This window comes from Natrinema sp. CGMCC1.2065, from assembly GCF_051225675.1.
GTDB classification, from domain to species: Archaea; Halobacteriota; Halobacteria; order Halobacteriales; family Natrialbaceae; genus Natrinema; species Natrinema thermotolerans.
This window is the reverse complement of the sequence record NZ_JBPJSJ010000003.1, coordinates 144,529-162,177: the sequence shown is the minus strand read 5'-3', so window position 1 is coordinate 162,177 and position 17,649 is coordinate 144,529. Positions and strand designations below refer to the sequence as shown.

Genomic DNA, 17,649 nt, shown 5'->3' with positions numbered 1-17,649 from the left:
ACGCGTCCGTCGAAACGAACGTTTAGGTAGCCGACGCGTCACGTGCCAGCCGAGATGCGACTCGAGGCCCAGAGCGAAGCGATACGCGGCGTCGTCCCGAACGAGTACGCGGAGCTCGTCGTCTTCGTGACCGAACTCGGCGGGACGACCGCGCTCATGGTTTTGCTCGCCGTGCTGTTCTGGTGTGTCGATCGCCGCCGCAGCGCGCTCGTGATCAGCTACGCGGTGGCCGGACTGGCGCTGTTGCTCTCGCTCAAGGCGCTGTTTGCCCTCCCCAGACCGCCGGCCGACGTCATGCCGATCCCCCTCGAGGGCGAGCGCGAGGGCTACGGCTTTCCGAGCGGGCACGCCTTCGCTGCGGCGGTCGTCTACGGCGGCCTCGTCTCGGCGTACGACCGGGCGGGTGACCCGCGGGCGCTGGCGGCCGCCGCGGCGCTTGTCGCCCTCGTCTCGCTCTCGCGGGTCGTCCTGGGGGTCCACTATCTGGGTGACGTGATCGTCGGCGCGGCGCTCGGGGTCGCCTTCGTCGCCGCCATGGACCGGGTCACGCGCGGCGATCCAACGATCGGGTTCGCGATCGCGCTCGCCCTCTCGGCGCCCGCGTTCGTCATCGCCGGCGGACGGGAAGACGCCCTGCTCGGTCTCGGGGGCGCGCTCGGCGGGCTGCTGGGCTCGCGGCGACTGTCCGCCCTGCCGGCGCTGCGCTCCCGACTCGAGGCGGCCGTCGTCCTCGTCGTCGGCGTCGGGTTCGTCGCGCTCGTTCGGGGACTCGAGTCCATCGTCACGACGGTCGAACCGCTGTTGGTCGTCCTGTACGCGATCCTGGTCGCTGGCATCTTTCTCGTACCGGCCGCCGTGGGGCAACTCGAGATCGGCCCGCTCGAGTCGACGCGGTCGTGAATCGATCCCGTTCGGGATCGGCGTCCGCGGGACGTTCGTACTGTCGGCAGGCAGTCACTACGACGTCGGTCGCGAACTCGCCCACGTCTCCGGTGTGCCGGGACCGACGGGGATTTACCGCCGGTGCGAGCGTAGGAGCAGTATGCTCGAGGCGTTTCATCCGCGTCGGCCCGGCGGCCGCGTCGCGATCGTGATCGTCACCGTAATCGCACTCACGTCGATCGCAACCGGAATCGGTGCGATTCTCACCCGACCGGCCCTCGAGGGTGGCGGCTCGCTCGCCGATCTCCAGACCGCGGCGGAGTTCAGCGGGACCGTCGTCGGCTTCGCGTTGCTCGTCACCGTCTGGGGAATGCGCCGTGGCTACCGGGTGGCGTATCTCGTTGCCGTGGGCCTCGTCTTTCTCTCCGGGGCACATGGCGTCGCCCAGTTCCGGGCGCTCTCTCTCCCGCTCGTACTCCTCTCGATCGGCGGGCTCGTCGTTCTCGTAACGGCGAGCCGACGGTTCACGCGTGCGAGCCACCTCAACGCGACCCAGGTCGGCGCGCTGCTTGCAATCGTCGGCGTCTGCTGCTACGGAACGGCCGGTGCGTACGCGCTCCGAAGCGGGTTCGACGGGGTCGAGGGCGTCGTCGACGCGGTGTATTTCACCGTCGTGACGGCGAGTACGGTCGGCTACGGCGACGTCCACGCGAGAACCGAGGCGGCGCGGCTGTTCGCCGTCTCGCTGGTCGTCCTCGGTCCGGCGACGCTCGCGGCCACGGCCGGCAGTCTGCTCGGTCCCGCGGTCGAGGCGCGTCTCGCGCGGGCCGGCCGACGCGCGACGAGGCGCGGGAATCGAGCGGTCGGTGACGATCACGACGGGTGGCTCCACGACGGATCGCGGGTCGTCGTCTTCGGGGCCGGCGAGACGATTCGGCCCGTGATCGCGGCGCTCGCCGGACGGGCATCGATCACGGTCGTGACCGACGAAGAGTCGACCGCGGTGCTACCTGACGGTGTCGAGTCGATCGACGGCGACCCGACTGCGGAGCGGACGCTCGAGCGCGCCGCCCTCGACACCTGCAACGCGGTCCTCGTCGGAGCCGGGACGCGAGATCAGACGCGGCTGGTGGCGGCCGCCCGGTCGGTGACGGACGCGCGAATCGTGGCGCTCGCCGACGGTAGGACGGTCGAATCGCTCGAGCGGGCCGGTGCGGACGTCGTCGTCGACCCCGAAGCCCTGGTGGTCGAGGCGACGCTCGGCGCGCTGTCGGACCGCGGCGGGAACGGGAGTCAGTCGTCCGCGTCGGCCCGCTCCCAGAGCGGGTAGAGGTCGTCCTCGATCGGCCCGGTGATCGGCTCGCCGTCGAGGACGAGTGCCGGGTCGCCCCCCTCGAGTCCCCGCACCGTGCCGATTTCGGCGGCCTCGATTCCCGCGTCCGAAAGCGCCTCGAGACGGTCGTCGACGGCGTCGCCGGGAACGGTCGCGACCAGCGCGCCGGAGCCGAAGATCCGCAGCGGGTCGACCCCGGCCGCCTCGCACAGCGTCGCGGTCGCCTCGCGGACCGGTACTGCCTCGCGGTCGACCTCGAGGCGGACCTCGGAGGCGCGGGCCACCTCGAGCAGGCCGGCCGCGACCCCGCCCTCAGTGGGGTCGTGCATCGCCGTCGCGTCCGCGCGGACGAGCCGGGCCTCGGGGGCGACGCTGATCTCGTCGAGGAACGACTCGGCGCGCTCGCGCGTCTCGGGATCGATCCCGAGGTCGTCGCCGAAGTCGGCCGCGAGGACGGCCGAGCCCTCGAGGCCCGCCGCCTTGGTCAGGATCACCGCGTCGCCGGGCTCGGCCCCGCCGGTCGGGACGAACCGATCCGTCGCCCCCATCGCCGTCAGCGAGAGCAGCGGCCGCTCGAGCTGGTCGACGTACTCCGAGTGGCCGCCGACGATCGACGCGCCGATCTCGCCGGCGGCGGCGTGGAGGTCGTCGGCGATCCCCTCGAGGAGGGAGCCGTCGGCACTGCCGTCGGCGTCGCTCGGGAGCAAGACGACGGCGGTCAGCCAGCGCGGGTCCGCGCCGGAGACGGCCACGTCGTTCGAGGCGACGTAGACGGCGAGCGTGCCGACCGCCGAGGCGGCCAGCGAGATCGGGTCGGAGCTGACCACGAGCGTCCCCTCGCCGTCGGGCCAGTCGATCGCGGCGGCGTCCTCGCCGTCCGCGGGCCCCTGTAGCACCGTCTCGTCGGCCGTCTCCGTCCGCTCGAAGACGTGCGCGAGCAGGTCGTCCGGACTCACCTTGCCGGGCATAGCAGGAACTGGGAGGATGCACGGTTTGTAGCTGTCGGAGCGGCCACCGTTCGAGAGGGATCGACGGGAGGCCGGCGCGATCCGGTTCTCGGCAGTGTCCGTTTCGACCACGGATTTCCGGTGCGTACCGACGGCGATGCTACCGGAACGGGAGTCCCGTCGCTCTGCCGGGCAGCGCCTCGAGCAGCGGGGAGCGATTCAGCCGTCCGCTACTCGGGAAGCGGTGGCCACGTCGTCGCGACCGTCTCCTCGATGAGATGCGTTTGAGCGCGGCGAAGCCGCTCCGATACCGACGACGCCGAGATCCCTAATTCCGTCCCGATCGCATCCAAGGACGTCCGGCGAGGAACGTCGAAATAGCCCATCTCGTAGGCCGTTCTGAGTGCCTCACGTTGGCGATCGGAGAGGCCGTCGCCGGGCGGCTCTGACGCCCCGTCGTGAGTGAGACGGCGCAATCGAAACCCCGCGTTTCGTTGCCAGAACGACGAGAACTCGTCGAACGCCGCTCGGGTGGCGAACCACCCCGACTGGCGCCACCCGTCGGCGGTCACTTCGATCCGTTCGATGGTTGCTTCGGCGGTGGCAAGCGCCTCGAGTCCGGCGAGGTCGTCGATGTGATCGCCGAGTTGTTCCGCCAGACTGAGCGCTGGCGTCGCCTGATATCGTCGCGTGGAGCCGGCCGTTCCGATCGCTGCCCACTCGTCGACGTCCTCGGCGTCGGTCAAGGCCGCCTCGACCGCCGTCCGTGAACCGCCCGTCACAGTGACGATAAACAGCGGCCGCTCGCCGTGGTTGAACTGCAGCCTGAGAACGATCTTCGCCTCGGGCGCTGCTCTCGCAACCCCGACGAGCGGAAGCGCATCGCAGTGGATGTCGAACTCCGCGACGAGACCCATACCGCGTCGTTTCCCGCCGTGCAAATGGACGTGTCGAAAAGCGGTCGCATCCCCTCGCCTATTTAAAAGCCCCCATCACTGAGAGAACCGCTTAGCTCGGTCCGCCTCGAACGCAGTGTCGCATGCAGACGACACAGTCCGACGCTGGCATCGAGGTAACGTACGAGCGCCACGGTGACGGCCCGCCGCTGATCCTCCTTCACGGCGGAATGGCCCCTCAGGAATACTGGCAGCCGGTCGTTCCACACCTGGACGGATACGCCGCGATCGTCCCGCAACGCCCGGGGTTCGGGACGTGTCTCGACGATCGAACCGAGACCAGCGCCGACGAGGTACTGGCCCGAGAGGTCGAATACGTACGAACGCTCGTCGACGCACTCGAGGAGGAGCCGGTCCTCTTCGGTCACTCCTACGGCGCACTCACCGCGATCGAAACCGCGACGAAAGCGGCGGTCGCGGCAGTCGTCGCGTATGAACCGGCGATCCTTCCCGACGACTACCGCGCGGACGCCGACCTCGCGGACCGGATGCAGACGCTCATCGACGCGGGGAACCGACGTGAGGCGGTGAAGCGGTACGTCGAACAGGTCCTCCACCCCGACGGGATCGACGACCTCGACGCGTGGCTCGCGGAGTGGCCGGTCTGGCCGGCGTGTACGGACCTCGCCGAGGAGGTCGTCCGGATGAACCGCGCCGTCGAGCGATACCGCCTTCCGAGCAGTCTGGACGTTGCCGCCCCCGTACTCGTCTTGACCGGCACCGACGGCCCCGGGTTTCTCCGAGAGAGCGCCCGCGCGACCCACGATGCGATCCCACACAGCCGCCTCGTCGAGTTCGACGGTGTGAGCCACAGTGGCCCCGCCGAGGCCCCGGACGTAATCGCTGCAGAAATCGACTCCTTCCTGCGGACGCGATAGCAGTTCGCAGCCGACGCAGCTCCGAGGGGAGCCGAAACCCCGTTTCGGAACCGGTTCAGTTCTCGGGCGCGACCGCTTTCATCGTCTCGCGGACCTGTTCCTCGTCGGCCCCGCGCGGGAAGCTGACCGCGATGGCGTCGAGGCCGTCGACGTCCTCGTAGCGCTCGAGTTGCTCGCGGGCGGTCTCGGGGCTGCCGGCCGCACAGAGGTCGTCGAGGATGTTCTCGTCGACCAGCTCGAGGGCGTGTTCGCGGTCGCCGTCCTGCCACGAATCGTAGATCTCGGTGGCCTCGTCGTAGCCCTGTCGCTCGAGGGCGTCGCGGTAGAAGGTACCCATGCCGCCGACGTAGAACCCGATGTGCTGGCGGGCCAGCGCACGGGCTTCCTCGGGGTCCTCGAGCGCGCAGGCGGTGACGCCGGCGGTGACCTGGACGTCGTCGGGGTCGCGGTCGCCCAGATCGGCCCCGCGTTCGATGTCCGCGATGCGCTCTTCCATCCCGTCGGGAGTGAGCATGATGCCGTGCCAGCCGTCGGCGAACCGGCCCGCGAGTTCGACGGCTTTCGGTCCCATCCCCGTCACCTCGATCGGGGGCGAGGTTTCCGGTGGCTCACACCGCAGCCGGAACCCCGAGAGGTCGAACTCGTCGCCGTCGTAGTCGACCGTCTCGCCGGAGAGGACCTGCCGGACGATCTCGACCGTCTCGCGGGTGCGCTTGAGCGGGTTGCCGAACTCGACGCCGTGCCAGTTCTCGATCACGACGGGGCCGCTCGGACCGAGCCCGAGCCGGAACCGGCCCTCGGAGAGTTCCTGCAGCGTCGCCGCCGTCTGGCCGAGCAGGGCCGGCGATCGCGAGTAGGTGTTGAGGATGCTCGAGCCGATATCGATCTCCTCGGTGCGTTCGGCCATCGCCGAGAGGACGGTCACGCCGTCCCGACCCCACGTCTCGGGGAGCCACGCGCAGTCGTAGCCGCCGTCCTCGGCGGTCCGTGCGTAGTCGACGATCGAGTCGATCGTCGGCTGTGCAGCGACCGGAAGGTGGACATCTCTGTCTGTCATCGTTGTCCACAGACGAAACCGTCCCTTTTGGGTGTATGGGAACCGGCGGCGTGGGGACGGCCGTTTACGCGTCGCCGAGGCGGTCGTCCCCGGGCCGGATAAAACCGGGCCGCAAGCGTCGCGTTCGCGCGCTATTCGACGATGAACCCGCTGGCCAACTCCAGGACTTCCGAGCGAGACCGGGGCTGGTCGAAGGCCATCGGGAACCCGATCTCGCCGCTCAGCTCCCGCAGGTAGGAGGCGTGTCGCGCCTCGACGCTGTGGATGCTCAGCGCCGGCGGAATCAGTGCCGCGTTCTCGATCGACGGCGCGGCGCCCGCGTAGGCCGAGACGCCGATGTCCTCGAGCGCGGCGGCGGTGGCGACGAACTCGGCGGGGTCCCGTACGGCCGTTCCGAAGTCGAACTCCGGACTCGAGACGGGATCGCCGCCGAGCGCTTCGATCGTCTCGGCCAGCGTCTCCACGTGCGTGATCTCGTGATCCCGAACGACTCGGAGGCGATTGACGACCGGTGCCCCCTCCGGTCCCAACTGCTCGAGGGCGGCCTCGTCGATGTTCCGGATGCCGCGGGTGTAAAACACCGCTTCGAGGTACTCGAGCGTAAGCGCGTAGTTCAGGATCGCGATGTCGTTTTCGAACTCGTCCGGCACCGCCTCGGGCGGTTCATTGACGGGGTCGTCGGCTGTTTCGTTCGATTCGTTGTGATAGTCGTCGCCGCCCGCCGCCGCACTGCCGGCAGCGCCGGTGGCCAATACGCCTGCGAGTCCGCCGAGGACGGGTCGACGACCGAGGTCGAACCGATCCGAATTGTCTGTCATTAGTGGGTAGTACCCGATCGATCAACTCTCGAGACGCCGCTAAATAGCGAGTAATCGTTTCCGCGTCTAACGTGGAGTTCCGACAGTCGACCTTTCTTGCTTCGGTCACCCTACCCGTATAATGGTGGCGGTACACGAACCGGTCCGTCTCGGACTGAAGAAACCGCTCGTTTTCCGAGACGTGTCGTCGAAAACGCGTGTCCGTCCGCGGGTGAAGACCCCGCGTTCGGCGGTCGTCCGCGGGGCGACCACCGATCGAACGGCCCGGTCTCCGGCGTGCGCGCGTCGCCGGCTACACGTCGTGGTCTTCTTCGATCTGCGGGACGCCCTGGGCCGTGATCGTCTCACCGACGATGTACGACGAGGCCGGACTGGCGAGGAACTGGGTGAGGTCGGCGATCTCCTCGACGGTGCCGATCCGCCGTGCGACGTCCGTGCGGTCGATATCGTCCGCGGAGACGCCCATCTGGCTCTCGACGCCGGGCGTGGCGACGAAGCCGGGCGCGATACAGTTGACCCGAACGTCGTCGTCGGCCCACTCGTAGGACAGCGTCGTCGTGAGGTTGATGACCGCGGCCTTGGCCGCGCCGTAGGGGCTCATCAGCGGTGAACCGCGCTGGCCCGCGACGCTGGCGAGGTTGATCACCGCACCGCCGCCGTCCTTGAGATGCTCCGCGGCGGCGTGGGTGCAGTGATAGGTGCCATTGATGTTGATGTCGACGATCGTCTCCCAGCCGTTCGGGGAGATGTCGTCGAAGCCGGCCATAAAGGAGGCCCCGGCGTTGTTGACCAGCACGTCGAGTCCGCCGAACTCCTCGACGGTGGCCTCGACGAGCGCCTCGACGGCCTCGCGGTCGGTCACGTCGCACTCGACGGCCAGCGCCCGCCCGGGACTGTCGCTCTCGTTGATCCCCTCGGCGACCGGATCGACGTTGTCCTGTTCGCGCGAGCAGACGACCACGTCGACGCCGTCCGCGGCGAACCGCTCGGCGATCGACTTCCCGATCCCGCTCGAGGACCCGGTAATGATGGCGACGTCGCCGTCGACGCTGAATCGGTCGGTACTCATACGCGATCACCGGCGACTGCGTGCGTGTTGGTTTCCATTGTTAGCTCCAACTGGCTATTTGCAGTAACTGTTAATAAAGATGGGTATGAATACCGTACCGTTAAGTGAATGCGAATCACCTGCACACATACTCATCCGACGGCGATCGGTCACCGACCGTCGCCGGGACCCAACCCATGAGAGGAACCACGCGAGCGAGCGGCGGATTCGACCAGACGAGTACGGAGACGGACGAGAGCGAACCGACCGACGGCCAGGGGGCGCGCCGATGAGCAGTGATGGAGCCGATGGCGCGGCTGCCCGAACGGACTCCGAGTGGGAGGCCGTCTTCTGGGACATCGGCGGCGTCATCCTCGGGCTCGAGTCGGTACAGGGCGCCCACGCCGAGTTCGTCGCGCAGCTCTGTGACCGCTACGACCTCGAGACAACCGTCGAGGAGGCCGTCGAGACGTGGCGGACGACCGTGGGCGACTACTTCCGCGAACGCGACGGCACCGAGTTCCGGTCCGCACGCGAGGGCTATCACCGCGCCGTCGCGGCCATCGTCGGCGAGGAGGTCCCCCGCGAGGAATGGGAGCCCCTGTTCGAGGAGATCGTCGCGGCGTCGATCGAGCCGGTGCCGGGAGCCGTCGAGGCGATCGAACGGCTGGCCGAGCGGGACCTCCACGTCGGCGTCGTCAGCGACGTCGACGACGCCGAGGGAAAACGGATGCTCGAGCGGTTCGGCGTCCGCGAACACTTCGACTCGATCACCACCTCCGAGGAGGTCGGCTACACCAAACCCGACCCGGCCATGTTCGAGACGGCCATCGAGAAAGCCGGCGTCGCCCCCGAGCGGTCGCTGATGATCGGTGACCGCTACGATCACGACGTGAAAGGAGCCGACGAGAGCGGCCTGCACGGCGTCGCCTTCGGTGCCGAGGACGGCCCCGCGGTCTCCTATCGGATCGAATCGCCCGAGGAAATCCTCGAAATCGTCGACGGGACACGAGACGGGTAGCGTTCTCGAGCGGCGTATCGATTCGAAACATCGGGCAGGACGTTCCCGACGGTCGCCCCGCCCGGTTCGGACTCGGTTGCCACCGCGTCGTCCGCGAGTCGGTATGTTGCATGGTAACTTCCATCCCGCAAACATTGTAAAAGAGAGTTCGTGGCGTAACTATTTTCGTAAAGGGGGAGATATAGTAGCACACGACAATGCCCACTGCAAAGCGAACCGCCACGAACGACACCGTATCGGCCCGCGACGACGGCCATAGCACCCACCGGTTCCCATGAGCGAGAACTACTACGAACGCCTCGTCGACGAGGACGCGCTGGTCGCGTATCTGGGGGAACACCTCGGCGAGGTCGACGAGTACGACATCGCCCGTCATCAGGAGGGCCACTCCAACGAGACGCTGTTCGTCACCTGGGGCGACCGGGAACTGGTCATCCGCCGGCCGCCGCCGGGCGAGACCGCCGATACGGCCCACGACGTCATTCGCGAATATCGAGTGACAAACGCGGTCGCCGACACCGACGTCCCGGTACCGACGCCGGTGCTTGCCTGTGAGGACCACGACGTCATCGGCAGCGACTTCTACGTGATGGAGCAACTCGAGGGCGACGTCCTCCGGGAGGACGAGCCGGAGCGGTTCGCCGACCCCGATCACCGTGAGCGCGTCGGCGAGGAACTCGTCGACACGCTCGCGACGATCCACGACCTCGACTACGAAGCGATCGGCCTCGAGGAGTTCGGCCGCCCCGAGGGGTACACGCAGCGACAGGTCGACCGCTGGGGTAAACAGCTCTCGTGGGCGTTCGAAGTGACCGAAGACGAACGCGAGGTTCCCGACCTCCACGAGGTCGGCGACTGGCTCCGCGATAACGTGCCCGACGAACACCCACACACGCTCGTCCACGGCGACTACAAGCTCGACAACGTGATGTTCGGGCCGGGGACGCCGCCGGAACTGATCGGCGTCTTCGACTGGGAGATGGCCACGCTGGGCGATCCTCGGGCGGACCTCGGCTGGATGCTGTCGTACTGGCGCGACGCGAAGGATCCCGATCCCGAACTCCCGGAACTGGTCACCCGGTTCATGGAACGGGAGGGGTATCCGACCCGCCGCGAACTGGTCGACCGCTGGGAATCGCGGACCGGCTACGAGTTCGAACACGAGCGGTTCTACCGCGCGCTCGCGGTGTACAAACTCGCGGGCCTCGGCGAGATGTTCTTCCGGCGTTACCTCGAGGGCAACAGCGACGACCCGATGTACCCGTTGATGGAAGACCGCGTGCCGGCACTGGCCGCGCGGGCCAAACGGATCATAGAGGGCGACGAACCGCTGTAGGCTCGCGTCGTCGGGCGGTTTTCTTCGGACGGAACACGCGTTCAGCGGTCGCGATAGCCATCGGACACTGCCGGCACGCCACCACGACGTCGGTCGGCCGGTCCGCGCGAAACGTCGACGCCGCGGAACGGGCGCGTGCGAGCCGGCCGGTCGACCCGTCCGCTCGGCCGCTCCCCGACCGCCGTTACCGACGGTCGCGATGAACGCGAATCGACGTACGTGATGTGCAACGGCCGACAACGGGCTTAACATTGCTAATTCGGTTCGGTGGTATTAAGACGGTTCCCGGCAATGGAACGACCATGTCACTGGACAGCATCGACCGCGTGGCAGTACTCGGCGCGGGGAACATGGGGCACGGAATCACCGAAGTGACCGCGATGGCCGGCTACGATGTCACGATGCGTGACATCAAAGACGAGTTCATCGAGGACGGCTACGAGTCGATCAAGTGGAGCGTCGAGAAACTCGAGGAAAAGGAGATGCTCGAGGACTCCGCCGAAGAGGTCCTCGGCCGGATCGACACGACGACGGACTTAGAGGAGGCCGTCTCCGACGCCGATCTCGTCATTGAGGCCGCGCCCGAGGACCTGGACCTGAAACACGACATCTTCACCGACCTCGAGGAGTACACCAGCGGCGATACGCTGCTGGCGACCAACACCTCGAGCCTGCCGATCTCCGACATCGCGGAGGCCGTCGATTCCTCGGAGCGCGTACTCGGCCTGCACTTTTTCAACCCGCCGGTCAAGATGGACCTCGTCGAGGTCATCTACGGCGAGGACACCAGCGACGAGGCGGCGGAAGCCGGCTACGAGTGGGTCGAGTCGATCGACAAGACGCCGATCTACGTCCGCAAGGACGTCCGCGGCTTCGTCGTCAACACGATCGTCGGCCCCTTCGGTGGCGAACCCGCGTTCATGGTTTCGAACGACGAGGCGACGATCCGCGAGGCCGACGCGACGATGGTCCACGAGCGGGGCTATCCGATGGGGCCGTTCGAACTCGGCGACCTCACCGGTATCGACGTCGGCTACCACGTCCGCAAGGAGGGCGACAGCCCGATCCCGCCGATCACCGAAGAGAAAGTCGAGGCCGGTGACCTCGGCCAGAAGACCGGCAAGGGCTTCTACGACTACGAGGACGGCGACGGCGCCGACTACGAGCCCGAGGACGCGGGCGACTTCGACTGGCTCCGCGTCGAGGCCCGCATGATCAACCGCGCGGCCTTCCTCGTCGGCGAGGACGTCGCAACCCCCGAGGAGGTCGACACCGGCGTCCAGCTCGGGCTCGGCTTCCCCGAGGGTATCTGCCGACGCGCCGACAAGATCGGCCTCGATACGGTCCTCGAGAAGCTCGAGACCCTCTACGAGGAGACGGGCGAGGACCGCTTCGAGCCCCACCCGTACCTCGAGCAACTCGTCGCGGAGGGCAAGACCGGCGAGGAAGCCGGCGCGGGCTTTTACAGCTACGACGACGACAGCCTCGGTCCCTACCACGACCTGAACTACGACCTCGAGGACGGCGTCCTCTCCGTCGAACTCGACCGGCCCTCGCGGATGAACGCGCTCTCGGACGACCTGCTCGCCGAGATCGACGACCTGTTCTCGAACGTCGACACCGACGAAGTCCGCTGTGCGACCATCGAGGGCGCGGGCGATCAGGCGTTCTGTGCCGGCGCGGACGTCTCCGGCTTCAGCGACGCCGACCCGACCGACCTGATGGACGTCACGCCGGCCTTCGAGACGGTCAACGACTTCGAACGGCCCGTGCTGGCGAAGATCGACGGCTTCTGTCTCGGCGGCGGCCTCGAACTCGCGCTGGCCTGTGACCTGCGGGTCGCGACCGAGCGCTCCTCGTTCGGCGCACCCGAGATCAACCTCGGCCTGATCCCCGGCGGCGGCGGTACCCAGCGACTCACCCGCGTCCTCGGCGAGACCCGCGCGAAGGAACTGGTCTTCCGGGGCAACCACATCGACGCCGACCGCGCCGAGGAGTGGGGCCTGATCAACCGCTCGGTCGAGCGCGAGGACTTCGACGACACCGTCTCCGAGTTCGTCGACGACCTGGCCGGCGGCCCGCCGATCGCCCTCAAGATCGCCAAGAAGGTCATGAACGAGGGCGAGGACGCAAGCATCGCGGCCGCCGTCGCCATGGAGAGCCAGGGCTTTGGCCTGCTTTCCAGCACCGAGGACGTCCTCGAGGGCACCGCGGCGTTCGCCGAGGACCGCGAGCCCGAGTTCGAGGGCAAGTGACATGACCGACGGACCGGACGACCCGTCTGCGTGGCCCGAATGGGACTCGTTCGTCCAGAGCCACGGCTACCTGTCGTGGCTCGACATCGGGGTCGACTACCTCGAGGACGGGCGCGCGGTTCTCGTCATCGAGCAGAACGAGGACTTCGAGAACCCCATCGGTACCGACGGGCCGGATCCGGTTCACGGCGGCATCGTCGCGACGCTGATCGATACCTCGAGCGCGTTCGCGCTGCGGAGTACGTTCGAGAACCCCAGTGAGTCCCATCTGACGACGACCGATCTCAACGTCTCGTATCTGCGGCCGGCGACCGGTGACCTCCGCGCCGAGGCAGAGGTCCTCCGGGTCGGCGGTTCGACCGGCGTCACGGACGTGACGGTGACGGGCGACGACGGCGAGGCCGCCGTCGGCCGCACCACCTATCGGCTCTTCCGGGACGGTATCGACAGCGAATAACGCGTCTCAAGCGGCCGTGTCCCGACTCCCGGAGCCGTCGTGGTTCCGGCCGTCGAGACCACTCGTGGGTTCGATTTTCCGCGTGTCGACGGACCGTCGCTGTGAAAGCGAATATCAGTCGCTACGATCCTCGCCCAGTTCCTCGTAGATCCGCGGATCGGTCTGGAACTTGAGGACGTTGTGGATCGCCGAGTTACGAATGTTGGCGATGACTGCGCCGTGTTCGGAGTAGCAGTCGTGGATCCACTGGGACACCTCCTGTCGGTCGCGGAACATCATGATCGTCTTCCACTGGTACTCCCCGTCCGAGAGGAAGAAAAACAGGGTGTGTTTGTCCTGCTTGATGTACTCCATCGCGTCGCGCCAGTACTCGTCGAAGTGTTCGGGATTGAACTTGAACTCGAACAGCGCAAAAATGTAGTACTCCTCGTTGGGGATGATCGCCTCGCGAAAGACGCCCTCGTCGCGCATCCGCCGGATCGACTCGCTGACGGTGACGTGAGAGACGTCGATATCGTACTCCGATTCCAGTACCTGTGTCAGTTCGCGCGAGGACAACTGCGGATCTGCCGAGAGTTCGCTCAGGATCGCGATATCGCGGTCCTTGAACTCCCAGTTCGGTGGGTCGCCGCTCATGTTACCGTGAGTTTCGTTGCGGACATGATTTTATGGTTCCGCTCCCGCGAGGAACTCGCGGAGCCGCTCGGCGTACGCATCCGATCGGTCCTCGGGGACCCAGTGGTAGGCCGCCGACAGCGGCGCGAGTTCGGCGTCGTCGATGTCACCGGCCAGTCGATCGGCGTAGCTGTAGGGCTGCATCACGTCGTCTTCGCCCCACAGCAACAGCGTCTCGGCGTCGATCGCCCCGTAGTCGATCTCGGTCGTGTGGTTCGTGTTCGTTGCAACGGCGTTGCGGACCAGCGACAGGTGGCCCTCGTCGGTCAGCCACGGCGCTTTCATGCCCGCAACGAACTCGGGGTCGGCCTCGCCGTAGGCCCCCTCGACGAACGCCGCGTCGAGGCGGCCCTCGAGTTCATCGCGGTCGATGTCGGCGGTCGCGGGCAGGCCCAGATTCGAGACGAACTCGACGGGCCAGGAGTCATAGCAGACGGCGTTCGAGAGGACGAGCTGATCGACGATCCCGGGGTTGTGCGCGGCGAAACGCAGCGCAACGCCGCCGCCGATGTCGTGGGCGACCAGCGCGATCTTCTCGAGACCGAGATCGTCGAGCAGGGCCTCGAGGACGCCCTCCTGGGCGCGGATCGAGCGGTCGAAGCCGTCGCGCATCGCGGAGTTGCCGTAGCCGGCCATATCGAGCGCGATCGTCCGGCGGTCCTCGGCGACCGGCGGGACGACGTCACGCCAGAGATACGACCAGGTCGGGATGCCGTGGACGAAGACGACCGGCGGTTCGTCGGCGTCGGCGGGACCGGCCTCGTGATAGGCGATCTCGAGGTCGTGGTCGTCGACCGAGACGGTCGTGGCCGACTGTTCGTCGGCCCAGGTCTCGTGGTCGACCATCTACCGATCACCCGGTGTCGCCGTTCGGTTGGGGTCGCGGACCGGCTCAGTACTCCCAGCGCCGCCTCGTATGGCAGAGACTCGCATTATCATTGGTGGCATGCCACCAATTCAGTTTCCAAGATAAAGTCAGTTTGGGAGCAGACTACCGCTGTTAACTCGATCGCCGAACGACGGCGGGGACGCGGTTCCATCGACCGTCCGGGCGGATCGCTACTCGTCGTCCGACCCGGCGGTAATTCCCGCCAGCGACTCCTCGCCGATCTCCTCGAGGACCCGCTCGTGAAACGACTGGAGGGCCGCGCTCTCGTCCTCGGCGAGGACGACGTCGCTGGCCGAGAGCGTGGCCAGCCCGAACGCCCGCGGAGTCGGCGAGTCGAGTAGCTGGCGGGTGATCTCGAGCTCGCCCGCGTCGATCGCCGCGACGATGTCTTCGATTTCGTCGACGTTGAGTTTGTCCGCCAAGATCTCGCGGTAGGTCTCCTCGATGACCGCAAAGTCCTCGAGATCCTCGGCGAAGCCAAGCAGCATCTCGCTGGAGACCTGCTGTTCGCTCGCCGACTTCTCGTAGCCCTTGTAGCGTTTGAGGATCATCAGCGCGCGGGTCGCGTTGATCCGGAAGTACCGCTGGAGCAGGTCGGTCCCCGACAGCGAGGCCCGGAGATCGTCCCGGACCTGGTCGGCCTCGAGGTCGGCGAGGATCCCCTCGAGGTCGACCTTGCGGTTGAGCGGCATCGAGAGGACGAAGCCGTTGTCCGCGACCGCGACGCGGACGTTGGCCGTCGCCTCCTGGGCGCAGCGGTAGGCCAGCAGCCGGGAGAAGCCGTCGTTGACCTTCCGGCCGTACGTCGAGTGGACGTAGTAGTGGCGCTCGTACTCCTCGCGGTCGCGGACGACCTCGACGGCGAGCCGGTCGGGCGTGCTGACGCTTTCGGAGCCGGCGTATCGACACTGGTGGTCGAACAGGCGAGCGATCGCGCGCACGCTGTCGTCGTCGAGCGGGAACTCCCGGAGCCACGCGCGGACCCGCGGCGGCCCGCCGGCCGCGTAGCGCTCGAGGAGGTCTCCCTGAAACGTAAGGATCTCGCGGCCGAGATCGTACGACAGCGGCAGGCGTTCGGAGTACCACGAGGGGACGGTCGGGCGCGCGCTCGTCCGGTCGACGTAGACTTTCGAGCCTCTGCGGTAGCGAAACTCGAAGTGGTCGCCCCCGAGGACGAAGACATCGCCTTTCTCGAGAGTGTCGAGGTAGTTCTCGTCGAGTTGGCCGACCCACTCGTCGCTCGCGCGCGTGTAGACATCACAGGTAAACGAGTCCGGGATGGTCCCGATGTTGGTCATGTAGATGACCCGCGCGAGGCGGCCGCGCTTGCCGATCAGGGGCTCGCCGACGGGGAACGCCTCGTGGTGGTGCTGGCCGCCGGGCGGGTCGTTCTCGTCGCGCCAGACTTTCGCGTAGACGTTTTTCTCCTCTAAGCCGGCGTAGTCGGCGGTGAGATAGCGCATGAGCGACTCGTACTCCGCCTCGGTGTAGTTCCGGTAGGGATACGCGCGCCGGAGCGTCGCTTTCAGGTCGGCCTCGGGGCGGATCTCGGCGATGGCCATCCCGTAGACGTGCTGGGCGGCCACGTCCTGGGCGTTTTCGGGGATCGACACCGAGTCGACGAACCCATCTTCGGCCTTTGTGAGCATGACCGCACACTCGAGGAGTTCGTCCCGATCGAGCGCGATCACGCGGCCGGTGACCGTCTGGCCGACGCGGTGACCTGCGCGGCCGACCCGCTGGAGCAACGCGGCGACCGATTTGGGCGAGCCGACCTGGACCACGAGGTCGACGTGGGGCATGTCGATCCCCAGCTCGAGGCTGGTCGAGGAGGTGACGACGTCGAGGTCGCCCGACTTCAGGCGGCCCTCGATGTCCTGTCGGACTTCCTTCGAGAGGCTGCCGTGATGACAGCCGGAGTTTCCCTCGTCGTAGGCGTCGAACCGCTCGCGGAGGTTGTGCAGGACCCGCTCGGCCCCCGAGCGGGTGTTGGTGAACACGAGCGTGTTCGTGTGGGCCTGTATATGATCGTGGAGCATCCGGTAGAACCGGTCCTGGACGACCTCGCGGGGCGTGTTGATCAGGTCGTCGGTCGGACACTCGAGTTCGATGTCGAACTCGCGGGCGAAGCGGGCGTCGACGATCTCGTAGTCGCGGGCGGACCCACCGGGCTCCCGGCAGCCGACCAAAAACTCCGCGACCTCCTCGAGCGGTTCGATCGTCGCCGAGCAGCCGATCCGGGTGATCTCGCCATGGGCCATCGACTCGAGCCGCTCGAGGCTGACCGAGAGGTGGGTACCGCGTTTCCCCGCGGCCAGCGAGTGGATCTCGTCGACGATGACGTACTCGACGGTGCGGAGCTTCTCGCGGAACTTCGGCGAGTTGAGCAAGATTGCGAGCGTTTCGGGGGTCGTATTGAGGATGTGGGGCGTCTCCTCGAGCATCCGCTGGCGCTCGCTAGAGTCGGTATCGCCGTGGCGGATGGCGTGGCGGATCTCGCCCATCGCCTCGCCGTCGCGGCGGTCGACGACGGACTCGATCCCCTCGAGGGGCACCGTCAGGTTGCGGTGGATGTCGTTAGCCAGCGATTTGAGCGGCGAGACGTAGAGACAGTAGACGGAGTTCTCGAGGCCACCGGGAGACGCCGTCTCCCGAGCAGACGGACTTCGTCCGTCGACGTCGGACGACTCGCGGTCGCGCCGGTAGAGTTCGTCGATGATCGCGGTAAACGACGCGAGGGTCTTGCCCGACCCCGTCGGCGCACAGATCAACGTGTTCGTCCCCGCGTGGACGTTCGGGATCGCGCCCCGCTGTGGCGGCGTGAAGAAGCCGCCGTTCTCGGGGACGAACTCGCCGAACTCCTCGAGCCACCACTCTTGGACGGCGGGCTCGAGCGAGTCGAAGACGTCGCGGTCGGCGATCGTCGTGGTGTCGGGATCGAAGGGCAACTCGGCGTCGGCGACCGGCAACTCGAGGCCGTCGTTCCCGTCCATGCTCGTCGTCTCAGGGGGCGGCGTGTAAGAGGGTTTGGACGGCGCAGTGAAAGTGAAACCGCTGGCAGGGACCGCGCCGACGGCAGTCGCGCCGGGGGCCGACG

Annotated in this window: 15 protein-coding genes; 7 read left to right on the top strand and 8 right to left on the bottom strand. The window is 67.3% G+C overall.

Translation table 11 applies throughout. The features are described from left to right. Positions 1–54 precede the first annotated feature (54 nt). Both ACSBP4_RS05820 and ACSBP4_RS05815 read left to right on the top strand, forming a co-directional pair. Positions 55–900 (top strand): phosphatase PAP2 family protein, encoded by an 846-nt coding sequence (locus ACSBP4_RS05820; RefSeq protein WP_435551623.1) that lies wholly within the window; start codon positions 55–57, stop codon positions 898–900. 142 nt (positions 901–1,042) lie between these two features. Continuing rightward, positions 1,043–2,212, top strand: a complete 1,170-nt coding sequence (locus ACSBP4_RS05815) for an ion channel (RefSeq protein WP_435551622.1) — start codon at positions 1,043–1,045, stop codon at positions 2,210–2,212. Here ACSBP4_RS05815 and ACSBP4_RS05810 read toward each other — a convergent pair. Both ACSBP4_RS05810 and ACSBP4_RS05805 read right to left on the bottom strand, forming a co-directional pair. Next, the gene (locus ACSBP4_RS05810; RefSeq protein WP_435551621.1) at positions 2,176–3,183 is read right to left on the bottom strand and encodes an AIR synthase family protein; all 1,008 of its coding nucleotides are present in this window, start codon (positions 3,181–3,183) and stop codon (positions 2,176–2,178) included. The two genes, ACSBP4_RS05815 and ACSBP4_RS05810, sit on opposite strands and share 37 nt — an antisense overlap. 209 nt (positions 3,184–3,392) lie before the next feature. After that, a complete protein-coding gene (locus ACSBP4_RS05805) occupies positions 3,393–4,079 on the bottom strand; it encodes a helix-turn-helix domain-containing protein (RefSeq protein WP_435551620.1) in 687 nt (228 codons plus the stop codon). Between the two features lie 122 nt (positions 4,080–4,201). On the opposite strand from ACSBP4_RS05805, the gene ACSBP4_RS05800 reads away from it, so the two are divergent. Continuing rightward, entirely contained in the window at positions 4,202–4,996 is a 795-nt protein-coding gene (locus tag ACSBP4_RS05800) for an alpha/beta fold hydrolase (protein WP_435551619.1), read from the top strand. Between the two features lie 55 nt (positions 4,997–5,051). Here ACSBP4_RS05800 and ACSBP4_RS05795 read toward each other — a convergent pair whose 3' ends face one another. The 3 genes from ACSBP4_RS05795 to ACSBP4_RS05785 all read right to left on the bottom strand — a co-directional run bounded on the left by ACSBP4_RS05795 (position 5,052) and on the right by ACSBP4_RS05785 (position 7,940). Then, positions 5,052–6,053, bottom strand: coding sequence for a TIGR04024 family LLM class F420-dependent oxidoreductase (locus ACSBP4_RS05795; RefSeq protein ID WP_435551618.1), 1,002 nt, complete (start codon positions 6,051–6,053; stop codon positions 5,052–5,054). A 131-nt stretch (positions 6,054–6,184) separates the two neighbouring features. Beyond that, entirely contained in the window at positions 6,185–6,871 is a 687-nt protein-coding gene (locus ACSBP4_RS05790; RefSeq protein ID WP_435551617.1) for a ferritin-like domain-containing protein, read from the bottom strand. Positions 6,872–7,163: 292 nt separating this feature from the next. Beyond that, positions 7,164–7,940, bottom strand: coding sequence for an SDR family NAD(P)-dependent oxidoreductase (locus ACSBP4_RS05785; RefSeq protein WP_006649717.1), 777 nt, complete (start codon positions 7,938–7,940; stop codon positions 7,164–7,166). A gap of 268 nt (positions 7,941–8,208) precedes the next feature. Here ACSBP4_RS05785 and ACSBP4_RS05780 point away from each other — a divergent pair, with 268 nt between their 5' ends. The 4 genes from ACSBP4_RS05780 (at position 8,209) to ACSBP4_RS05765 (ending at position 12,988) form a co-directional block, all read left to right on the top strand. Further along, positions 8,209–8,940: an HAD family hydrolase gene (locus ACSBP4_RS05780; protein ID WP_049966098.1), complete on the top strand. Its 732-nt coding sequence runs from the start codon at positions 8,209–8,211 to the stop codon at positions 8,938–8,940. Positions 8,941–9,214: 274 nt separating this feature from the next. Beyond that, positions 9,215–10,276: a phosphotransferase family protein gene (locus ACSBP4_RS05775; RefSeq protein WP_435551616.1), complete on the top strand. Its 1,062-nt coding sequence runs from the start codon at positions 9,215–9,217 to the stop codon at positions 10,274–10,276. Between the two features lie 302 nt (positions 10,277–10,578). Further along, positions 10,579–12,531: a 3-hydroxyacyl-CoA dehydrogenase/enoyl-CoA hydratase family protein gene (locus ACSBP4_RS05770; RefSeq protein WP_373631935.1), complete on the top strand. Its 1,953-nt coding sequence runs from the start codon at positions 10,579–10,581 to the stop codon at positions 12,529–12,531. Position 12,532: 1 nt separating this feature from the next. Then, positions 12,533–12,988 carry a PaaI family thioesterase gene (locus ACSBP4_RS05765; RefSeq protein ID WP_006649721.1) on the top strand — a complete coding sequence of 152 codons (456 nt, stop codon included), beginning with the start codon at positions 12,533–12,535 and terminating at the stop codon, positions 12,986–12,988. 114 nt (positions 12,989–13,102) lie between these two features. On the opposite strand, the gene ACSBP4_RS05760 is transcribed toward ACSBP4_RS05765, so the two are convergent. The 3 genes from ACSBP4_RS05760 to ACSBP4_RS05750 all read right to left on the bottom strand — a co-directional run bounded on the left by ACSBP4_RS05760 (position 13,103) and on the right by ACSBP4_RS05750 (position 17,545). Then, positions 13,103–13,624, bottom strand: a complete 522-nt coding sequence (locus tag ACSBP4_RS05760) for an Lrp/AsnC family transcriptional regulator (RefSeq protein ID WP_049966095.1) — start codon at positions 13,622–13,624, stop codon at positions 13,103–13,105. Between the two features lie 30 nt (positions 13,625–13,654). Continuing rightward, a complete protein-coding gene (locus ACSBP4_RS05755) occupies positions 13,655–14,509 on the bottom strand; it encodes an alpha/beta fold hydrolase (RefSeq protein WP_435551615.1) in 855 nt (284 codons plus the stop codon). Positions 14,510–14,722: 213 nt separating this feature from the next. Next, positions 14,723–17,545 (bottom strand): ATP-dependent helicase, encoded by a 2,823-nt coding sequence (locus ACSBP4_RS05750; RefSeq protein WP_435551614.1) that lies wholly within the window; start codon positions 17,543–17,545, stop codon positions 14,723–14,725. Positions 17,546–17,649: the final 104 nt, after the last annotated feature.